The organism is Pseudoalteromonas sp. JC28 (genome assembly GCF_013319255.1).
Classification (GTDB): domain Bacteria; phylum Pseudomonadota; class Gammaproteobacteria; order Enterobacterales; family Alteromonadaceae; genus Pseudoalteromonas.
On record NZ_QOKX01000005.1, the window covers coordinates 118,776 to 137,039 of the forward strand.

Here is an 18,264-nt window from a genome sequence, read left to right on the forward strand (position 1 = left end):
GAAGGGACTCTCATTATAAAAATAAATGCGATCATGCAGAGCTTGCGCGCCTATGGCAAGTTAAAATGTTACGCTGAAGCCAATAGAAGGACGCATTTCAAAGTCATCGCTTTCCTCTTCTATATATAAATCATTGATTGATTTGACCCTATCGTAGTCAAGGTCAACATAGGCTGTATTGTCTTGGCCATATGCATTCATTAGCTCCAAAATTAGCTTGCCATCGAGACCAAATAATTCTGTTTTGCGTTCAAAGCGAATATCTAGGCGATGATAAGTATCAAAGCGCTCTGAGAATGGGTCGCCATACACAGGCAAGTAGCGGTTTGCAAATTCAGGGTTCTCTTTTACACCCACAATTGGGGTGTAGGCTTGACCGCTGCGAGCGGTAAAGTTAAAGCCTCCAGACCACTTTTCACCAAAGTCATAGTGAAACACGGCATTCAGAATAAAAGGGGTATCGGCATAATAGTCACGCTTAATACCGGTTAGCTCATCCTCACGCTCACTTTTTGCAAGGCTTACTGCAATCCAGCCATACCAGTCATCGGTTTTGTTTTTGTTAACAATAAAATCAACACCGTAGGCTGTACCGGAAGTCCCATTGATGTAGTTTACTTGAGATAAGGGGGCGCTTTTTGGCAGATCATCCATGGTTTTATAATAGGTCTCGACGGAATATGACCACTCATTTTTCAACTCCTGCTTAAAACCTAAGGTATAGTGAGTTGAACGCTGTGCTTCAAGTTCCGGGTTACCAACAACAGGTAAAATGTATTCAAGGTCTTGAATGCGGCTGTAAGTGCCAGCCTTAGCTGAGATCACTGTGTCATCGTTATAGAAGTAATTGAGCGCAAGGCGTGGATGGACAATCGTCTCATCATTGTAGTCATAATATTCACCCACTATTCCTAGTTCACTTTGCCAGTTTGGTGAAAATTGCCAAACGTGATTAACCCCAATAAAGGCAGAATCTGTTCCAGCACTCGATGTGCCCTTAATCCTTTCACCTTTATTTAGATCACAGTCGGGGTCAAACTCAGTGCAAACATAATTAAAAGCGTCGTAGCGGTAGGTGGATTTTTTGTCGTAGTAGCCGGCATCTGCAATGACACGTTGCTCTTTATTTAGCTTATAACTGGCTCGTACTTTGTAACTGAGTTGTTCTTCTTCAAAATTCTCAAAGTAGCCATCAGATAAAGTCGCGCGTTGACCGTAGCGCATGGTGGCTTGGTGATTGAGATAACCGACGCCTGCGCGAATATGTAAGTCTTTGGCGTAGTGGTCCCACAAAATGTTCTGACTATTAAATTTACGAATATAGCGAGCATCGCCCTGATATTCTGGAGTTTTAAGAGCAAGATCTGACGCACCTGAAAACCCAGCCGCAACCGAATCCTCCGCGCCATTGATATTTACCGTTAAGGTATTATTTGCATTGATATCCCACAGCCACTTGGCTTGATAGTCGTGATCATCCGGTGGATCGTTAATGGTGATCCCTGTTGGCTTGCCATCATCATCCTCAAGCTCCTCGCCATCACTGAAAAACAGCGGTAAGGTACTTTTTCTTGCTGACACATAGAATGCAGAATTTTCAGTTGCTTTACCTTCAACAAAAATACCTGCGTTAAACATGGTTAAATCAAGTGTGGTGGCAATATCTTGGTATTTTGGATTACGCAGCGTGACGTCAAACACTGCACCAGTGGCATTGCTGTAACTGGTACCAAATCCAGCAGAATTTAGCTGAAAATCTTGAATTGTATTGCGGTTGAAAATAGAGCTGCCGAAATCGTGAAAGATATATCCTGCGGGCATAAAGTCCACTTCAAAGATATTGTCGTCAGGAGAAGAGCCTCGCACGGCAGGTGCGCCCATAGATCCACCCGCAGCAACAACGCCAGGTAGAGCAAAAGCAGCCCTGAGCGGGTCGCCCATGGCTCCTGGCATGTCTACGAGTTTTTGCGCATCTTCGGTAATTTCTGAAATAACTGAGCTGCGTTTATAGATAACTTCGATGTGTTCAATTTTCTTCTCATCGGCTAATGCATGATTAGTAAGGGTAGTGCAGAGCACGAGGAGTGAAATTTTGCTGAGCGTAAAGTGTGGGGCGTGGCGCATGGTCGGCTTCCTATTCATCCTTTATTAAGATGTGCGTCAGCCTAAACGAAATAATTGTTGATTAATTTCAGAGAGTCGTAATTAACTGTAAGCGGTTTACTGAGGTTTTTTACAATCTCGCTCTGATCCCTATCTCGGATGAGTAACCAACAGAGCGCTCAGTTATTTTGAAGTCTTCATCAAGTACATAATATGTAGGGTAAGCCTGCACTTTATACGCTTGTGCCGTGCTCTGATTACCGAGCAATACGGGCATGTCTAATTGTAGATCGCTGACAAACTTTGTTACTTCTTCGGTGGAACGATAATCCAACGCAATCGCCACTGCTTTGACTTTACCTTGCTGATGTAGTTTATCAATATTTGGCATGCTCACTCGACATACGCCGCACCAAGGCGCAAAAAAATACACGACACTTTGTTGACCTTTAAGCTGAATAGACGAATAAGTTTGCTTGGATTGTAAAATGGGTAGGTGAAATGGCGGCGCCGTTTGCTCTCCCGAGTCGACAAGCATGTTTCTTTCTTGATAGGCTGAAACGGCGAAAAACACCAGCACAATGATGGCAGCTTGGCCAAGTAGCTTGAACATACTAATGATCCCGTGATAACAATAGGCAACAATAAAGACCGCAGTGTAGCGATCTTTATTGCAGCGGATCAATGTATTTGAGCTTAACCGTAGGGGTTGTCGCCTAGGTAGCGTTTCGCTTTTTGCTCTTTTAATTTCGCTAAGTCAACGAGTACCAGACCATCGATACAGTTATTAAAGTCGGGATCTATACTAAAGCTCAGAAAGTTCACGCCTTGCTCTTCGCAAAGCTCAGTATACTGTTTAAATAAGGTTGGTACTTGAGCACCCATATTAGCAAGAATATGTTTGAGCTCTGCGAAATCTTCTTTGATGTCATCGCCACTGAACATGTGTTGATAACGGTTAAGCTGATCATTACTTAGCTTCATTTCGTTGTTCGGCGTGGCGATACCTGCAAGGTTTGAAAAGTAATGTTGGTAGTGATAAACCAACATGGCTTTTGCTTCATCCGGTAACGCGTTTGAGAGGCTGACTGCACCAAACATATAACGGTGTTCTGGGTAGCGCTTTACGAATGCACCGATCCCATACCACAGGTAATCTAGGCTCTTGCGACCCCAGTACTTGGGCTGCACAAAGCTGCGACCAAGTTCGAGGCCTTTTTCGAAGTATGGGGCCATGGCTTCACTGTACGAAAACAAACTGTCGGTATAAAGCCCGGCTTGCCCTTGTTCTTCAATCACTTGCTTGGCACTTGCAAGGCGGTAGGCGCCCACCAACTCAAGCTGTTTCGTGTCCCATAACAACAAATGGTGGTAGTGCATATCGTATTTATCGATATCACGACGATTACCACTCCCTTCTCCCACGGCCCTAAAGGCAATTTCTCTAAGGCGTCCAAGCTCTCTAAATATCACCGAGCTGCCGGTGTATTGGTAAACGTATATTTGCATGCCATCGGGTGTTTCACCGATACATTCGCACGCTTCCACTGCCTTTTTAAGTTCTTTGCGATTTTCTGGAACTGCAATGGGGGTTTGTGTTTTGAGTGGCAGTGGCTTTTTACTGGCAAGGCGATAAAGTTGCTTGCGAATAAGCGCGACTATCTCTTTGTCTTTAAGGTTATCAATAAGATAAGATTCTGGAGGAATGCTGGCGCCTATTTCAAATTCTAGCGACTTTTGCCTTTGTTTAAACATCTCTTTGACCAATAATAAACTGGCTAAAGGCTTATAAATCATACTGGTGCCGTAAAAGAGCGGACTGTTTTTCGCTTTGATAAAAATGGGTAGAATGGGGCAGTTGGCTTTTTTAGCCATTCTTAAAAAGCCAGAGTTCCATTTGCAGTCTTTAATTCCGGTTGGGCTTAAGCGAGAAACTTCACCTGCTGGGAAGATAAGTAGCGCCCCCTCAGATTTTAAATGCTTGTGAATGTTTGCCAGCTCTTGCTTTTTACTGGTCCCTGAGAGGTTATCAACAGGCAGTAATAGTGGATGCATTGGTGTAACCGACATCAACATCCGGTTAGCAACAACCTTTAAGTCAGGCCGTACTTGCGCCAGCACTTTGATTAGTGCCAGTGCATCTAAAGAGCCAATAGGGTGGTTTGCGACGATCACCACCGGACCTTCGCTTGGGATATGCTCTATTTGCTTTGGTTTAAAGCGAGCGTCAAAATCTAACTCATCGAGCACCTGTTCAACAAACTCGAGCCCCTGCAAATGGGGGTAGGTGTCAGCAAACGCGACAAACTCTTGCTCATGCAAGAGATAACCAAGTCCTTTTTTTACTAAACCTTTTACCTTTGGGGAGTTTTCAAGTTGTGGAAGATTTGCTTCAATGACTTTATCTACACTGATCATTTTTCATCACCTGTTGGCGCTTTTTTGCAAGAGTAAAAACTATTAATGACAAGCATGTTGCATTGGTATGTCATTTATTTTGCAGTGATAGCGTGTAGCGAAAATAAAGGAACGATATGGCTTTACTTATTTGTGTTACTGGTCGTAATAATGACAAGTTAGTTGCTAAGCTAGCAGCGCTGCTGCCGCAGCAAACCTTGCTTGAATGGCCCGTTGATGATGTTAGCTTATTAAAGGAGGTCGAGTTTGTGCTGGCATGGAATGCGCCAGAGACGTTATGGTCACAGCTTCCTAATTTAAAAGTTGTGCATTCTTACGGTGCCGGTGTTGATAGTATTCCGATGCAGCTATTACCACCACATGTGGAAGTTGCGCGTATCGTTGACCCAAATTTAGCGAATGATATGGCTGAATATGTATTAGGCCAACTATTAAGTCATAAGCTTAGAGTTAGAGAGTACGGGCACAATCAATCTCAGCAAATATGGAAGCCAAGGCGCGCAAGAGCAGGTCGCACGGTTGGTATTATGGGGATGGGGCAACTTGGCCTTGCGGTCGCGCACAAGCTACACGTAAATGGATTTAACATCAAAGGTTGGTCCGGCTCTGCAAAACAACTCGACAATATTGAGCACTTCAGTGGGCAAGATGAGCTAGCTGTTTTTCTTTCGGACATCGATTATCTTGTGTGCCTTCTGCCATTGACTGAACGAACAAAAGGGATATTGAACGCCCAGCTATTTGCACTCGCGCCAGATCATTGCGTACTCATCAATGTTGCAAGAGGAGGTCATCTTAACGAGGCGGATTTACTCAATGCATTAGCAGCTGAGACGTTTGGCGGGGCTATTTTAGACGTGTTTGACACTGAGCCACTCCCTGCATCACATGCTTTTTGGCAGCAGCCAAACATTAGTATTACTCCACATGTTGCCGCATTAACCAGTTTGAATACGGCTGCTCAGCAAATTGCTAACAACTATTTAGCGATGCAGGAGGGCAAAGCACTCGTTCACTCAGTCCAGAAAAAACAGGGTTACTAATTGATTAAATGATTGTAATTAGCCACAGAGCAGAGTGTAAAGAGAATAGAATAAACTACTGTATAAAAAAACATCTTGAGTGTTTATGAATGATGCATTAATTTAACAAAAAAACAATAATAAAAAGGTCTAACCCATGAAGCAAAGTCAAGGTGGCGCGAAATTATCACTTGTTGTGGTTTCGGTTATTTTGTTAGGTGTATCAGCTTGGTTTAATCAAGCTAGTGCAAGTGAACTTCAGGGGACGACACCCACCGCAAATAGCAAATAAGCCGAGTTTTACTCGGCTTTTTGTTTTTTAGCGTTTAGCGTGACGCTCTCTATTCTCTTGTTTTTTCTCTTCACTCTTTCTTAGTAGTACGTAAGTAGAGCCGCTACCACCATGGCATTTTAATGCAGAGTGAAATGCCAACACTTGCGGCATTTCTTGCAGCCATTTATTTGTATAGCTTTTCAATACAGCGGGAAAGGGTTTACTGTTTAAACCGATACCATGTCTTAATAACAACACTCGGATGCTTTTCGCATGGCAATCGGTAACAAAGTCAAACAAGGCTTTACGGGCATCATGAAAGGGTTTGCCATGTAAGTCTAAGGTAGCATCAACTTGGTATTTACCTAATCTGAGATTTTTGTATACACCATCTTGGACGCCACTTTTTTTATAGGCGAGTAGATCGTGTGGATCTAATAGATCGACGTACTCTGTAGATAAGTAATTAGGATCAAACTCAAGTTCTTGCTCGGCGGCCTCGCGTTTTGCGAGTTGCGAAATAGTAGGTTCGTTTTTGTGACGGCGTAATTCTGCTTTTTTGTCTTGGGCGAGCGGAGTGACGTCGCCCATTGAAGCTAAAAATAGCTCTTCATCAGTCATGGCCATACTGCTTCTCCATTAACAAGCAATGATGGCCATGATTTTAGCGCACCGAAGTGAAATAGGGAACTAGTCGCTGGGAACTAGTCGCTATGAACGAGTTACTGCAAAGAACTAGTGAACTTCCAGCTGACCAAAGGTATAGACTTTGAATAGATAAAAAGTATTTATCAAAATCAAGCTAAGGTTAGAAATTACACTGGTGTTCATCAGATCAAGGCTAAACGAGATAAAAAGTACGCCACATGCGCACACAGCAGCTATTCTTAGTAGCATTTTATGGTTAATAAAAAAGGCACCAAAACCTAAAGTAAGTAATATTAAGTTAAGTAGCCAGTCGAGCTCGTTTGCCATTGTCTGTTTGGTTCTCCAAATGCGTTTAAAGGATCGCCATTATGGTGATCATTTATGCTTCATTCAACTGATAAATTTTATGATTTTCACATTAGAAATTTTAATGGATTAATGGTGGCTGAATACTTATGTAGCAGCACTTGCATAAGTCGTTACAAATACCCAGACGCACTTTTTATTTCTTTGTGAATAGTCTCAGCTATAGTTAAGTATCTTCATGATTATCATAAACAAGTTGATGAATCAGCGCAGATTAAGAAATGCATACCTATACTTAGTTACATATGTACAAACCTAAGAGAGTTCCGCATAAGGCGATAATAAAAAGCCGTAGGCGACAAAAATAATTAAGGAAAGGCAATGAAAATGCTCAAGTACTACCTGTTTGCAAGTCTCTGTTTAGCCGCACTCACGATCCACAGTATTGGATCTTGGCTAATGTTGCCGCTTGCGTGGTTTACCGTCTCTATTTCTTTAGTTACTTTTGCTTATGCAACCAACTATCCGCACATATTTAGAAAGCACGGTACAGGCAAAATTCCTTGGTATATAACTTGGCTATTTTGGCCTTATTTAGGCTGTGTACATTTATACAATGCAATTGAAAGAGGTAGAGATGTTGTTGATGCATTTCAGCCGCTTACCGATGATTTATTTGTTGCTTGTCGGTTATTTCCAAGCGATGTGGATATGCTTAAGGCGGAAGGGATTGAAGCCATTTTAGACGTAACTGCGGAGTTTGATGGGTTAAACTGGTCAGCAGAACAGCAAGGCTTACACTACCTCAATATTCCAGTGTTAGATCATCAAGCGCCTACCTCAGAGCAGTTAGCGCATGGCATGGCATGGATAGCGGCGCAGCACGAATTAAAGCGAAAGGTTGTGGTGCATTGTGCGTTAGGTCGAGGACGCTCAGTGTTCTTTTGTACCGCTTATTTACTTGCAACCAACCCCGATTATACCGTCCGTGAAGCACTTGAAAAAATTCAAAACCGCCGTGAAACAGCAAGGTTAAACAAGCATCAGCTAAAAGGGCTGACAAAGCTACATCACAGTCAAAATTTTACCCATAGTGAGCAGGCGGCATTAGTCATTAACCCTGTATCAGGATCGGGTAAATGGTTTACCTATGAAAACGACATTGTGGGTATGCTGACGGAAAAATATAACTTATCCATTCACTTTACAGAGAAAGAGACAGATGTCGCGGCTTTGGCTAAACAAATCATGTCTGATAAACAGCCAAATATTATCATCGCAGGAGGCGGTGATGGTACATTAGCAAGTGTTGCTCATGGTGTTCATCAAAGTGATGTACAGTTTGGTATATTGCCTTTAGGTACTGCCAATTCCTTAGCGACCGTGTTACTTGGTTCACTGTCCAAAATAGATCCCATTAACCGTGCCTGTGAAGCAATTTTAGCGGGTAAAACTAAGCCTATTGATATAATGAACTGTAATGGCCGCACCGCGCTTTTAGCAGCAGCCGTTGGCTTTGGTCAGGAAATGATCGAAAAGGCTGGGCGTGAAGAAAAGAATAACTCGGGGCAATTAGCCTATATTCGAGGCCTTTGGCAGGCGGTAAGTGAGAATAAGCCTCTTAATTTTAAAGTGAGCTTTGATGGCGCTGAGCAATCTCAAATAGAATGTGTTAGTCTGGTTGTAGCGAATGCAGCACCAAAAACCACAATTCTTGCTCAAGGTCATGGAGAGCCAATCTATGACGATGGCAAACTAGATATTACGATTTTACCGGTTGAGCCGGATGGTGCGCAGAATCTCACGGTAGCCGAACTTATTTTACCTAAATTGGACGGCAAACCTTCTAATATTCGCACCGAGCAGTGCGAAAAGATAAACATAGAATTTGAACAAGAACAACACTTTGCACTAGATGGTGAAGTGCTTAGTGCAAAAAGTATTGAGATAGTGATCCAGAAACACGCGCTGAACGTAATGGTTCCGAATTAGGTATTTTGCGGCCATTCATTAGTGTGCGAGATAAAAATCAAAAGTGGAAACACTATTGGAGTATTGAGAGAGGGACTCAATTGAAAACCGTTTTATTAGTAGATGATGATCATGATTTTGCAGAGCTGGCCTGTCGCATTGTCGAATACTTAGGCCATGACGCGTGTTTAGCGAATGACTTAGCGTCGGCCAGACAATGGCTAGAAACACAAAGTTTTGATCATATCTTTCTTGATTTTATGCTGCCAGATGGCAGTGGTTTACATTTGGTTGATGAAATCAGAGCTGCAGGGATCCGTACACCAATAACTATGGTTACGGGACATCCATCAGTAAAATCAGCATTGTCGCAGCTTTGTCATGATGGGTTAAATTATCTCACTAAACCAGTTGATGCAGACGATTTTAGAAACGCATTAAGCCCTTCTAAGAACAAAGCCAAGCGAACCGAGAGTCAAGCACATTTTGGTGTGTTGCTGGGCGAGTCTGCCAAAATGAAACATCTATATAAGATGATAGAGCGCGTTGCGGGTACTGATGCTAATGTGATGTTGATGGGGGAAAGCGGTGTAGGTAAAGAAATGTTTGCCCGCGCAATTCACAATGCCAGCACAGTGACAGGGGACTTGGTTAACGTAAACTGTGGTGCAATTCCGAAAGACTTGATCGGTAGCGAACTATTCGGTCACGAAAAAGGCGCGTTTACGGGAGCAAATGCTCAAAAAGTTGGAGTATTTGAACAAGCAGAAAATGGCACTTTGTTTTTAGATGAATTAACCGAAATGCCAATAGAGCAACAGCCAAACTTGTTACGTGTACTTGAAACGCATACGGTGACACGGGTCGGTGGCACAAAGCCGATAAAAGTAAACTGTCGGGTAATATCAGCGACTAACCGTAGCGTTGAAGATATTGCTACCAATGATGTACTGCGAGAAGACATTTATTTCCGATTGGCGGTATTTCCAATCCATATTCCACCGCTGAGAGAGAGAAAAGAAGACATTCCATTGCTTGCCGAGCATTTTCTCCAAGGCTTGAATAAAAAAGGTAATAGCCAATATGTGATCAAGGCGGCGGATATGAGCCGTTTGGTTGAATATGACTGGCCTGGTAACGTGCGTGAACTCAAGCACACAATTCATCGTGCCTATATTATGGCAGATCACGATGACCATAGCTTAGTATTTGATGCGAACTTCGCTTCACCATTCGCACAGGCTAAACGTATGATGGAGCATGCGCAGCTTAATCGTACTCCAATTCCACCACAGGTGGGGACTTCAAGCAGAGCAAATGCGATTCAAGTACCAACGCCTGAAATGAAGCCTGGTAAAACGATTGAAGAAGTAGAAAGAGAATTGATCTATCAAACGTTAGAATCAGTAGAAGGTAATAAGACGCTGGCCGCGCGAATGCTTGGGATCAGTACAAAAACGCTCTACAACCGTTTAAACGCCTATGAGGGAGAAACACAGTCATAATTTCGGGAGGAACAATGACACAACATGATCAAGGTGAGCTCGCGAAGCTAGTACACGATGCACGCAAACCTTTGAATCAAATTTCAATGAACTCAGAGTTGATTAAGCTTATTGCTGAACAGCCTGGTTCTCAGCAACAGGTGATCGAGATAGCGAATACGATTATTAAGGCAACCAAAGAGTGCAGCGAGTTGTTACAAACGCTGGTGGAGCAAGGAAATGATGAGTGAACAATGAAACAAAGTCGAATTACTTTATGAATTTGAGTAGTAAGCTTAATTTTATTTGGTTTGCGGTGGTTGTGAGCGTTGGCCTTGTCGCGTCCAATGCCCTAATCGGTTTTAACAATGTTAAAGAATTAAACCAAGTTCAAGAGAGTATCCGTAACACCAGCGAAGTGATGATGTCATTGGACAGGCTGCATATTGCGATGCTAAATGCAGAGGCTGGACAACGAGCATTTTTAATCTCAGATAAAGAAAGCGATTTGGCACCTTTTAGAAAGGCGTTGCAAAACCTTGATGAAAGTCTATCTAGGGTTGATAGCAATCACTCTGAAAGTGAAGTACAGCAGCAAAAAATCAATCGTTATGTTGAAGGTGTAAAAGCGCGATTTAAAACTTTACAAAGTACGGTAATCGTTGCGCGTAACACCGATACAGGTAATGAAAACTTATTACTTGACCGAGCTGCGGACTCTGGTGGCGACCTACGGGAAGAGTTTACTCAAATCATGGCCGCAGAAGTGGATATTCGAACCATTCAGCTTAATCAGTTAAAACGCGTCCGCAAAGAAGCACAAATGAATATCGTTGTATTTACTTTGCTGAGCGCCGTGATGATTTTTGCCATTTTGGTACTTTTAGTTGTCAATCTACGCAGCGCAAAGAAAGCAAAGAATGAGTTAGAAAAAGCGAACGATCACCTGGAAGAAAAGGTACAAGCGCGTACCGAAGCGTTAGAACATTATGCTGAAGAGTTAAACCGTAGTAACCGTGAGCTAGAAGACTTTGCATTTGTTGCCTCTCACGACCTGCAAGAGCCGCTGAGAAAGATCCGTGCTTTTGGCGATCGCATCGAAAAGAATTATGGCGAACACCTTGATGATAAGGGCAGAGATTATCTGGCTCGAATGACGAGCGCCGCGCAACGGATGTCAACGCTTATCACTGACTTGCTTGAGTTATCCCGAGTTACCACCAGAGCAAAGCCTTTTGAAGATCAGGATCTTAATCAAGTTTTACAGTTTGTGTTGGATGATTTAGAAATAGCAGTTCATGACAGTAGAGCGAGCGTAAACTCGGACGTGTTACCGACAATAAAATGTGATGCCAGTCAAATACATCAGTTGTTTTTAAATCTACTTTCCAATGCAATTAAATTCAGAATAGAAGGGCGCGATCCGATTATTACAATCGCGGTTGAAAACAGTCAATTGATGAGTCAAGATGCCTATACCTTTGTAGTGGAAGATAATGGCGTTGGCTTTGACGTTGAATACGCTGAGAAAATATTCTCGCCTTTTCAACGACTGCATGACAGAAAAAAATATGCTGGTACTGGCATTGGTTTAACCGTGTGTAGACGCATTGTTGAGCGACACGGCGGAACGATTTCAGCGACCAGTGAAGATGGTAAAGGTGCTAAATTCACGATAACACTACTCGCTGAACCAACACCAATTATTCAGGAATTGAAGAATGAACTATAAGAAAACTCAGCCGATCCATATTTTGATGGCGGATGATGACGAAGATGATCGTTTATTGGCTCAAGATGCTCTAGAAGAGAGCCGAGTACTCAATGCGTTTCAGTTTGTTAAAGACGGGGTTGAGCTTTTGGAATACTTGAGAAATGAGGGCCAGTTTACTGATAAGCAACAGTACCCAAGACCTAACCTTATTTTACTTGACCTGAATATGCCAAGAATGGATGGTAGAGAAGCACTACAAGAAATCAAAAAAGACCCGATACTACGTTCTATTCCTGTGGTGATTTTAACGACCTCAAAGGAAGAAGAGGACAAATTGAGAGGGTATGACTCAGGCGCTGCATCTTATATTACTAAACCTGTTGATTTTGATGGCTTAGTCGATTTGATGAAACATTTAGGCAAGTACTGGATTGAAATAGTAGAGCTGCCAAACTAATCCTATCGCGCTTGTGCAAGCAAGCGCTACCTCACCCCAAGTCGTCCTATATCTGTATCAACATAACGTGGCGACCTAAACGAATTAGTATCACTTCATTTGTGGAGGACAGTATGACAAAGGAGTCGGTCAGTGAAGTCAATGTGCTACTCATTGAAGATGACGAAGACGATTATATTTTAACCTTAGATTATTTACAGTCTATTCCTAACTTTAAATTTAATCTCGTTTGGCAAAGCCAATACCATCAAGCGCTAGAAGCACTTGAGAGCAATGGCTTCGATCTCTGCTTATTGGATTATCAATTAGGCCCACAAACCGGTTTGAGCGTGTTAAAAGAAGCGCGAGCAAGACGGGTCCATACACCGATAATCATGCTGACGGGGCAATCAGACGAAGTGTTAGATAACGAAGCCCTAAAAGCGGGTGCTGAAGACTTTGTACTTAAGTCAGAGATCAGTAGCGCACGATTTATTCGTTCCATTCGCTACGCTTTGGCACGCAAAGAGCTTGAACGTGAGCGCCTAGAGCGATTGCGTGTAGAGTCTGATAGTCGAGCAAAAGACCGCTTTTTGGCCCATTTAAGCCATGAGTTGAGAACACCCTTAACTTCTATCTTAGGTTACACTAATCTCCTCCTATCTCGGGAAGAATTGCAGAATGTTAAGCCTGAGCTTTCTATTATCAATAATAATAGTGAGCACTTACTTAATCTGCTAAACGATGTGCTTGACCTATCCAAGCTAAATGAAAATCGGTTACAGCTCAATAAACAAAGCACGTGTTTGAGTAGCTTTTTAAGTGATTTGTATAGTTTGTTTAAAATGGCCGCAGCTAAGAAAGGCTTGAGTTTTAGTATCGAGGCTAAAACGCCATTGCCGCAGGATGTAAAAGTAGATAAGACGCGGTTGAAGCAGGTACTTATCAACATTATTTATAATGCGATTAAGTTCACAAGCTCCGGTTTTGTGAAGGTTGAGATAACACTACAAGCGGATGCAAAACTTGAATTCAAGGTGATTGACACGGGTATTGGTATTCCTTGCGAGAAGTTAAAACGTATATTTAAACCTTTTGAACAAGTACAAAATGTTACGACTCGTACAGACGAAGGTGCAGGTCTTGGTTTGGCTATTAGCTCGGCACTCATTAAATTGATGGGGGGGGAGCTGGCGGTTGAGTCGACTTTGGGAGAGGGGAGTGAATTTGGCTTTAGTATTGACCTTGATACTATCGATGAAATGACTCTGGCGCCATTAATGCTTGATAAGACCCACAACGCGGCTAATAACTCGCTTCCATCTGATTTGAAAGGGCATATCCTTATCGTTGAAGATATCAGTGAGATCCAAATGTTAATGCGTACCTTGATTGGTCAAACTGGCGCAACCGCTGAAATTGCGGGTGATGGTATTGAAGCGCTTGCGATGCTAAAGGATAACCCTGATAAGTATGACTTAGTCTTTATGGACTTGCATATGCCTAGAATGGATGGCCGAGACACGATTGTTGCACTCAGAGAGCGTGGTATTGACTTACCTGTTGTCGCACTGACAGCAGCAGCTCAAAAAGGCACAAAAGAGGAGTTAATGGCATTAGGCTTTAGCGATATGATGAGCAAACCTGTTAATGTCTCTGAGTTAGGAGAATGTTTAACACACTACTTGAGCGGGGTGTTGGTAGCTTCTAGCAATGACGTAGAGCAAGCTAGCGGCACATTGCAGTTTTTAGTGGTAGAAGACGACGCAGATACACGCAATCTGCTTAAGCTGTTACTTAATTCACTGCAAGTGAATGTGGTTACGGCAGAGTGCGCGCAAACTTGTTGGCAGCATTTTGTTGGTTCTGAGCGCTTTGACACGATTTTACTGGATATAGGTCTGCCCGATAAGTCCGGGCTTACGCTTGCTCGAGAAATTAAAGCACAAGATCCTAATCAGCATATTGTGATTGCTAGTGGTTTTGATCCAGAGCCGGAAAAGTTGGCTGAGTCGCAAGTGGATGAAGTGTTATTAAAGCCAATTACACTTGTGGATTTGAAAGAAATTAAAGAAAAGCTAGTTTAGATAGAGAGCCAAAGAATAGCTCAAGGAGTTAAATGATACCTTGCGCTATTCTTTGTAAAAGTACGATTTTTCTTAGTGCGCCAAACTTGCCATATTTAGCGCTGAGTGCGCCAAACATAAACATGAAGCCCAACCCTTGAGGAGAGCTAATCGCGCCGGTGAATACCTTCTTGGCTTTCACTTGGGTAAGTTGATTAAAATGTTTAGCGGTAATGAGCTTTTTCTTCTCAATCACCACTTCTTGGTGCAACTTATCAGTGATGAATTCAGCGAGCTTCGTCATTGCTAGCCTCCTGCTTCGCAACTGGGGTATAAAACCCAGACGTCAGGTCGTTAATACTATTATTAAAGAGCTTCAGCCCTGTTATGATTAGGTAATAAATCATCGCGATATTGATAGTCAGTACGATACCCGCCGAAACAAACCAACTTAGTCCCGCGTAGGTTAACGCGTAAGCAAATAACACATGCAAGCTTCCCCACACCATTGCTGTCAAGATTAGAGAAAATAGAATTAACCCGAGCGCAATACATAAGGTTTTTAGATTAGCTCTAAACTTAGCACCTAATAGGTTTAGTTGTGCTTCTGCGATTTGCTGATAGCTGTTGAATAATAGAGACACAGAATCTTTAAGCTCAGCGAGCGCTGGAGTGCGCTCGTGAGCTGCTGCTTGACGGTCTCTTATTTGAGCTTGGTCTTGCATGATTACTTATTCCTTAACAGCATAGTTGCTAACATACCAAGTGAGAATGCGATACCAGCCGTTTTTACTGGGTTTTCCGTTGCATACTTTTTCACACCTGATGTATTCCACGCACGTTCCCACTCCTTGCGCTTGGCACCAATCGCTTCACTCGAATTATGGCTTTTTTCACGTAGTGAGGTTTCAGTACGAGATGCCGAAGCGTGCAGTGAATCTACTGATGCATGCAATGTATCTGCAATTTGATCCGTAACAGGATGGCTAGAGTCTTGGCCATTTGGCTGTGGTTTAGCTGTATTGCTTGTCTGTGTTTGGTTTGCTTGATTACTCATAAACTACTCCTTATTCGTTTAGTTCACTATATAGGTTGCAAACCCTTTGCCAACTTGAAAGCTGTTTAAATTCATAAGGTTAATGTTTTCCGGTATCGTTTGTCGGTAGATGCGAAATGAAGGGTGTAAATGTTACATAGCAGAACCTACAGGGTGTAGAGTTTGAAAAATTGACAGATTTCATTTCTTGCACTGAATGGCAACTATTACATCTAGAGGTTGTTTACCTTTAAATTCTGTTTCCTGAAAATAAGAAATAGCGAGAAAGTACTTACATTATTCAATATGGAGGCCGTACACTGAAAACAAAAAAAGCGCTACCAAGTGGTAGCGCCAAAACCAGACTCTTGTGGAAGAGCCAGGACTGAGTCAAAGGGGAAATAATTGGGAGGCTATAGAGCCAAAATTACTGCTTAAAACTGATATTCGATAGAGACGGCAGCTACGTCCATATCAGGGTCGATATTGTCTTCAAGTTCATAGCGAGTGTATTCTAACCGCATGTTAACGTTTTCATTGAGGTGAAACTCAACACCGGCACCATAGAGCCAGTCGCCACCCTCAAGGCTAGATGAAACTCGACCTACAGCTGGAATATCCGCGTAGATATCAGCATCCCACTCAAGCCAACCACCTTTAGCATACACTGAGAAATGTTCGTTTAGTGGAGCTGAAATACGTGTAGATAAAGAAATACCGTCTATTTCAGCAGAGTTGTCAATGTCACTTGCTTCGTCGAAGTTCTCATAGGCAAGTTCAAAACTCCAATATGGATTAATTTTTGTACCCACATACGCTTTTAGCATAGAAGAGTCGTCGTCGAATGAAGTGTCATTCTCACGATCTTCCCATTGGAAAGAGTATTGGCCATAACCGATACCTGTGTAAATTTTATAATCATCTAGTCCAAAATCAGACTCCGCGTGAGCGGCTGTGGATGCAAGACCTAGAGAGGCAAGTAGCGCAGCAGCAATTGTTAATTGTTTCATCTTTACTCCTTAAATCAATATAAGTATGGGAGGGGGAAAGCCCCCCTCAAATCAAAATTGGCTTATGATTTTGTGGTAACGCGAAGGTTATCTTTTACATCTCTAACGTCATTGGCGTTTTTCGCGATTTGCACAGCAAGTTTGCGCTCTGCTTCGCTACCTACATGACCGTTTAATGTTACGACTAAACCTTCCACATCAACATCGATGTCAGTACCATCTACATCTGTGTCGAACAGATAGCGAGACTTAATTACTGTTGCGATTTTTGCGTCAGTAAAACCGCTATCGCTTTCGTAATTGCGCTCTTTTTTGCGCTCATCTGACATATCTACGATAGTCAGGTCGTTTTTCACTTCTTTTACGCCATCGATACCTAGTACCAGTTCTTCAGCCAGCTTTTTATCTACTGAGTGTTCAACTTTACCGGTTAGCACTACAACGCCGTTCTTTACATCAGTGTTAATGTCAAAGTTGTTCAGTTCACCGTTGAAAAGCAGTGTTGCTTCTGCTTTACCGTCTATCCAAGCGTCACTCGCTTCTTTTTCCCAAGAGTTATCAGCAGCAAATGCTGAAGCAGTAGTAAGTGAAGATACTAGTACAGTTGCAATTAATGTCTTTTTCATAATTAAACTCCTTTAATTTCGTAGTCGAATTATCTGTTGCAGCTGTTGTGCCAACCTTTAACTTATTGATAATTATGTGATTTATTTTTATGGAGTAAGTTTTAAGGAAGAATTTACCGAGAAGATGTGTAAATTAGTTTGTAATAATTACCTTTTCCATGAACGGCTAATTAATATAACTAGGAATGATTACTGCATTCTAGATTTGTCGAGTACTTAAATAGGAATATTTGATTATGAATTTAGAAAAATTCTGGACGTTAATTAATGATAAGTTAATCTCTTGGCTTGAATCCGGTGTGCAGTTACTACCGAATATGATCCTAGCCTTAATGATACTCATATTCTTCACAGTTTTGGCTAAAATATCTTCAATTTGGTTTTCAAAGGCAATTAAAAAAGCAATAAAGACAGAACAAGTGGCTTCACTTATTAGTTCCATATTTAAAGTCTCTATTATTGCCATTGGGATTTTCTTCGCTTTAGATATAGTAAAACTATCAGGTGCTGTAATGTCATTGTTGGCTGGGGCGGGGATCATTGGCCTTGCTATTGGCTTTGCATTCCAAGACATGACCGAGAACCTCATCGCTGGATTTGTGATGGGGGTCAGAAAACCTTTTATGGTCGGTGACATTATAAGAACCAAGGATTGCTTTGGCACGGTAAGCAAAATCAATTTGAGAAACACCTTAGTAGAAAACTTTTATGGCCAGCTGTCTTATATCCCCAACAAAATTCTCTTTAAGAATGAGTTACAAAACTACACTAAGCTTGGCAAGCGAAGAATAGAAGTACCAGTTGGTATCTCGTATGCGGACGACCCAGAGCAAGCCCGAGAGGTGATTGTTGAGGCAATTAACAAGCTTGATTTCGTAGTAAGCCAAAAAGAAACAGATGTCTATGCAGAGTCTTTTGGTGACAGCTCTATTAATCTATTAGTGTGGTTTTGGATAGATTACCCAGCAGATCCGGGCTTTATGGTGGTCAGGCACAAAGCAATTTGCACCATTAACCGTGTATTAGCTGATAACGATATCTTAATTCCTTTCCCAATTAGGACTATGGATTTCAATGCTAAAGGGAGCACAACCTTAAGTACGCAATTATCACAGGAATAATTTACATCTAGTTTGTAATATTTTCACCG

The 18,264-nt window shown here is 42.2% G+C and carries 19 protein-coding genes; 9 read left to right on the forward strand and 10 right to left on the reverse strand.

The annotated features are described in order from the left end of the window. Positions 1-60 precede the first annotated feature (60 nt). The 3 genes from DS891_RS12395 to DS891_RS12405 form a co-directional block, all read right to left on the reverse strand. The gene (locus tag DS891_RS12395; RefSeq protein ID WP_174169957.1) at positions 61-2,124 is read right to left on the reverse strand and encodes a TonB-dependent siderophore receptor; all 2,064 of its coding nucleotides are present in this window, start codon (positions 2,122-2,124) and stop codon (positions 61-63) included. Positions 2,125-2,233: 109 nt separating this feature from the next. Then, positions 2,234-2,716 carry a TlpA disulfide reductase family protein gene (locus DS891_RS12400; RefSeq protein ID WP_174169958.1) on the reverse strand — a complete coding sequence of 161 codons (483 nt, stop codon included), beginning with the start codon at positions 2,714-2,716 and terminating at the stop codon, positions 2,234-2,236. A gap of 83 nt (positions 2,717-2,799) precedes the next feature. Next, positions 2,800-4,521: a lysophospholipid acyltransferase family protein gene (locus DS891_RS12405; RefSeq protein ID WP_174169959.1), complete on the reverse strand. Its 1,722-nt coding sequence runs from the start codon at positions 4,519-4,521 to the stop codon at positions 2,800-2,802. Positions 4,522-4,637: 116 nt separating this feature from the next. Between DS891_RS12405 and DS891_RS12410 the strand changes: the two genes are divergently transcribed. Further along, a complete protein-coding gene (locus DS891_RS12410) occupies positions 4,638-5,564 on the forward strand; it encodes a glyoxylate/hydroxypyruvate reductase A (protein WP_174169960.1) in 927 nt (308 codons plus the stop codon). A gap of 136 nt (positions 5,565-5,700) precedes the next feature. Then, positions 5,701-5,835 (forward strand): hypothetical protein, encoded by a 135-nt coding sequence (locus tag DS891_RS24730; RefSeq protein ID WP_010378895.1) that lies wholly within the window; start codon positions 5,701-5,703, stop codon positions 5,833-5,835. A 27-nt stretch (positions 5,836-5,862) separates the two neighbouring features. Here DS891_RS24730 and smrA read toward each other — a convergent pair whose 3' ends face one another. Continuing rightward, positions 5,863-6,444 carry a DNA endonuclease SmrA gene (gene smrA / locus DS891_RS12415; RefSeq protein ID WP_010606588.1) on the reverse strand — a complete coding sequence of 194 codons (582 nt, stop codon included), beginning with the start codon at positions 6,442-6,444 and terminating at the stop codon, positions 5,863-5,865. Between the two features lie 108 nt (positions 6,445-6,552). Next, positions 6,553-6,792 carry a hypothetical protein gene (locus tag DS891_RS12420; RefSeq protein WP_102057241.1) on the reverse strand — a complete coding sequence of 80 codons (240 nt, stop codon included), beginning with the start codon at positions 6,790-6,792 and terminating at the stop codon, positions 6,553-6,555. A gap of 360 nt (positions 6,793-7,152) precedes the next feature. On the opposite strand from DS891_RS12420, the gene DS891_RS12425 reads away from it, so the two are divergent. The 6 genes from DS891_RS12425 to DS891_RS12450 all read left to right on the forward strand — a co-directional run bounded on the left by DS891_RS12425 (position 7,153) and on the right by DS891_RS12450 (position 14,463). Further along, entirely contained in the window at positions 7,153-8,763 is a 1,611-nt protein-coding gene (locus tag DS891_RS12425; protein ID WP_102057240.1) for a diacylglycerol kinase family protein, read from the forward strand. Positions 8,764-8,843: 80 nt separating this feature from the next. After that, on the forward strand, positions 8,844-10,247 hold the full coding sequence (locus DS891_RS12430; protein ID WP_029215868.1) for a sigma-54 dependent transcriptional regulator: 1,404 nt from the start codon (positions 8,844-8,846) through the stop codon (positions 10,245-10,247). A gap of 14 nt (positions 10,248-10,261) precedes the next feature. Continuing rightward, positions 10,262-10,477 (forward strand): histidine kinase, encoded by a 216-nt coding sequence (locus DS891_RS12435; RefSeq protein WP_010606592.1) that lies wholly within the window; start codon positions 10,262-10,264, stop codon positions 10,475-10,477. Beyond that, a complete protein-coding gene (locus tag DS891_RS12440) occupies positions 10,474-11,958 on the forward strand; it encodes a sensor histidine kinase (RefSeq protein ID WP_174169961.1) in 1,485 nt (494 codons plus the stop codon). The genes DS891_RS12435 and DS891_RS12440 overlap by 4 nt, the downstream gene beginning before the upstream one ends. Continuing rightward, positions 11,948-12,397 carry a response regulator gene (locus DS891_RS12445; protein ID WP_010606594.1) on the forward strand — a complete coding sequence of 150 codons (450 nt, stop codon included), beginning with the start codon at positions 11,948-11,950 and terminating at the stop codon, positions 12,395-12,397. The genes DS891_RS12440 and DS891_RS12445 overlap by 11 nt, the downstream gene beginning before the upstream one ends. Before the next feature lie 113 nt (positions 12,398-12,510). Next, positions 12,511-14,463, forward strand: a complete 1,953-nt coding sequence (locus DS891_RS12450; RefSeq protein WP_174169962.1) for a response regulator — start codon at positions 12,511-12,513, stop codon at positions 14,461-14,463. A gap of 28 nt (positions 14,464-14,491) precedes the next feature. Here the strand turns inward: DS891_RS12450 and DS891_RS12455 are convergent, their stop codons facing one another. From DS891_RS12455 to DS891_RS12475, 5 genes are all read right to left on the reverse strand, one after another. Further along, positions 14,492-14,746 (reverse strand): hypothetical protein, encoded by a 255-nt coding sequence (locus DS891_RS12455; RefSeq protein ID WP_045989359.1) that lies wholly within the window; start codon positions 14,744-14,746, stop codon positions 14,492-14,494. Further along, complete coding sequence (locus DS891_RS12460) at positions 14,730-15,167, reverse strand: hypothetical protein (RefSeq protein ID WP_010606597.1); 438 nt, start codon at positions 15,165-15,167, stop codon at positions 14,730-14,732. The genes DS891_RS12455 and DS891_RS12460 overlap by 17 nt, the downstream gene beginning before the upstream one ends. A gap of 2 nt (positions 15,168-15,169) precedes the next feature. After that, the gene (locus tag DS891_RS12465; protein WP_010606598.1) at positions 15,170-15,499 is read right to left on the reverse strand and encodes a hypothetical protein; all 330 of its coding nucleotides are present in this window, start codon (positions 15,497-15,499) and stop codon (positions 15,170-15,172) included. A gap of 413 nt (positions 15,500-15,912) precedes the next feature. After that, a complete protein-coding gene (locus DS891_RS12470) occupies positions 15,913-16,488 on the reverse strand; it encodes an outer membrane beta-barrel protein (RefSeq protein WP_010606599.1) in 576 nt (191 codons plus the stop codon). A gap of 62 nt (positions 16,489-16,550) precedes the next feature. Continuing rightward, positions 16,551-17,114, reverse strand: a complete 564-nt coding sequence (locus DS891_RS12475; RefSeq protein ID WP_010606600.1) for a BON domain-containing protein — start codon at positions 17,112-17,114, stop codon at positions 16,551-16,553. Between the two features lie 236 nt (positions 17,115-17,350). Between DS891_RS12475 and DS891_RS12480 the strand changes: the two genes are divergently transcribed. Continuing rightward, the gene (locus tag DS891_RS12480) at positions 17,351-18,235 is read left to right on the forward strand and encodes a mechanosensitive ion channel family protein (protein ID WP_010606601.1); all 885 of its coding nucleotides are present in this window, start codon (positions 17,351-17,353) and stop codon (positions 18,233-18,235) included. The last annotated feature ends 29 nt before the right edge of the window (positions 18,236-18,264 follow it).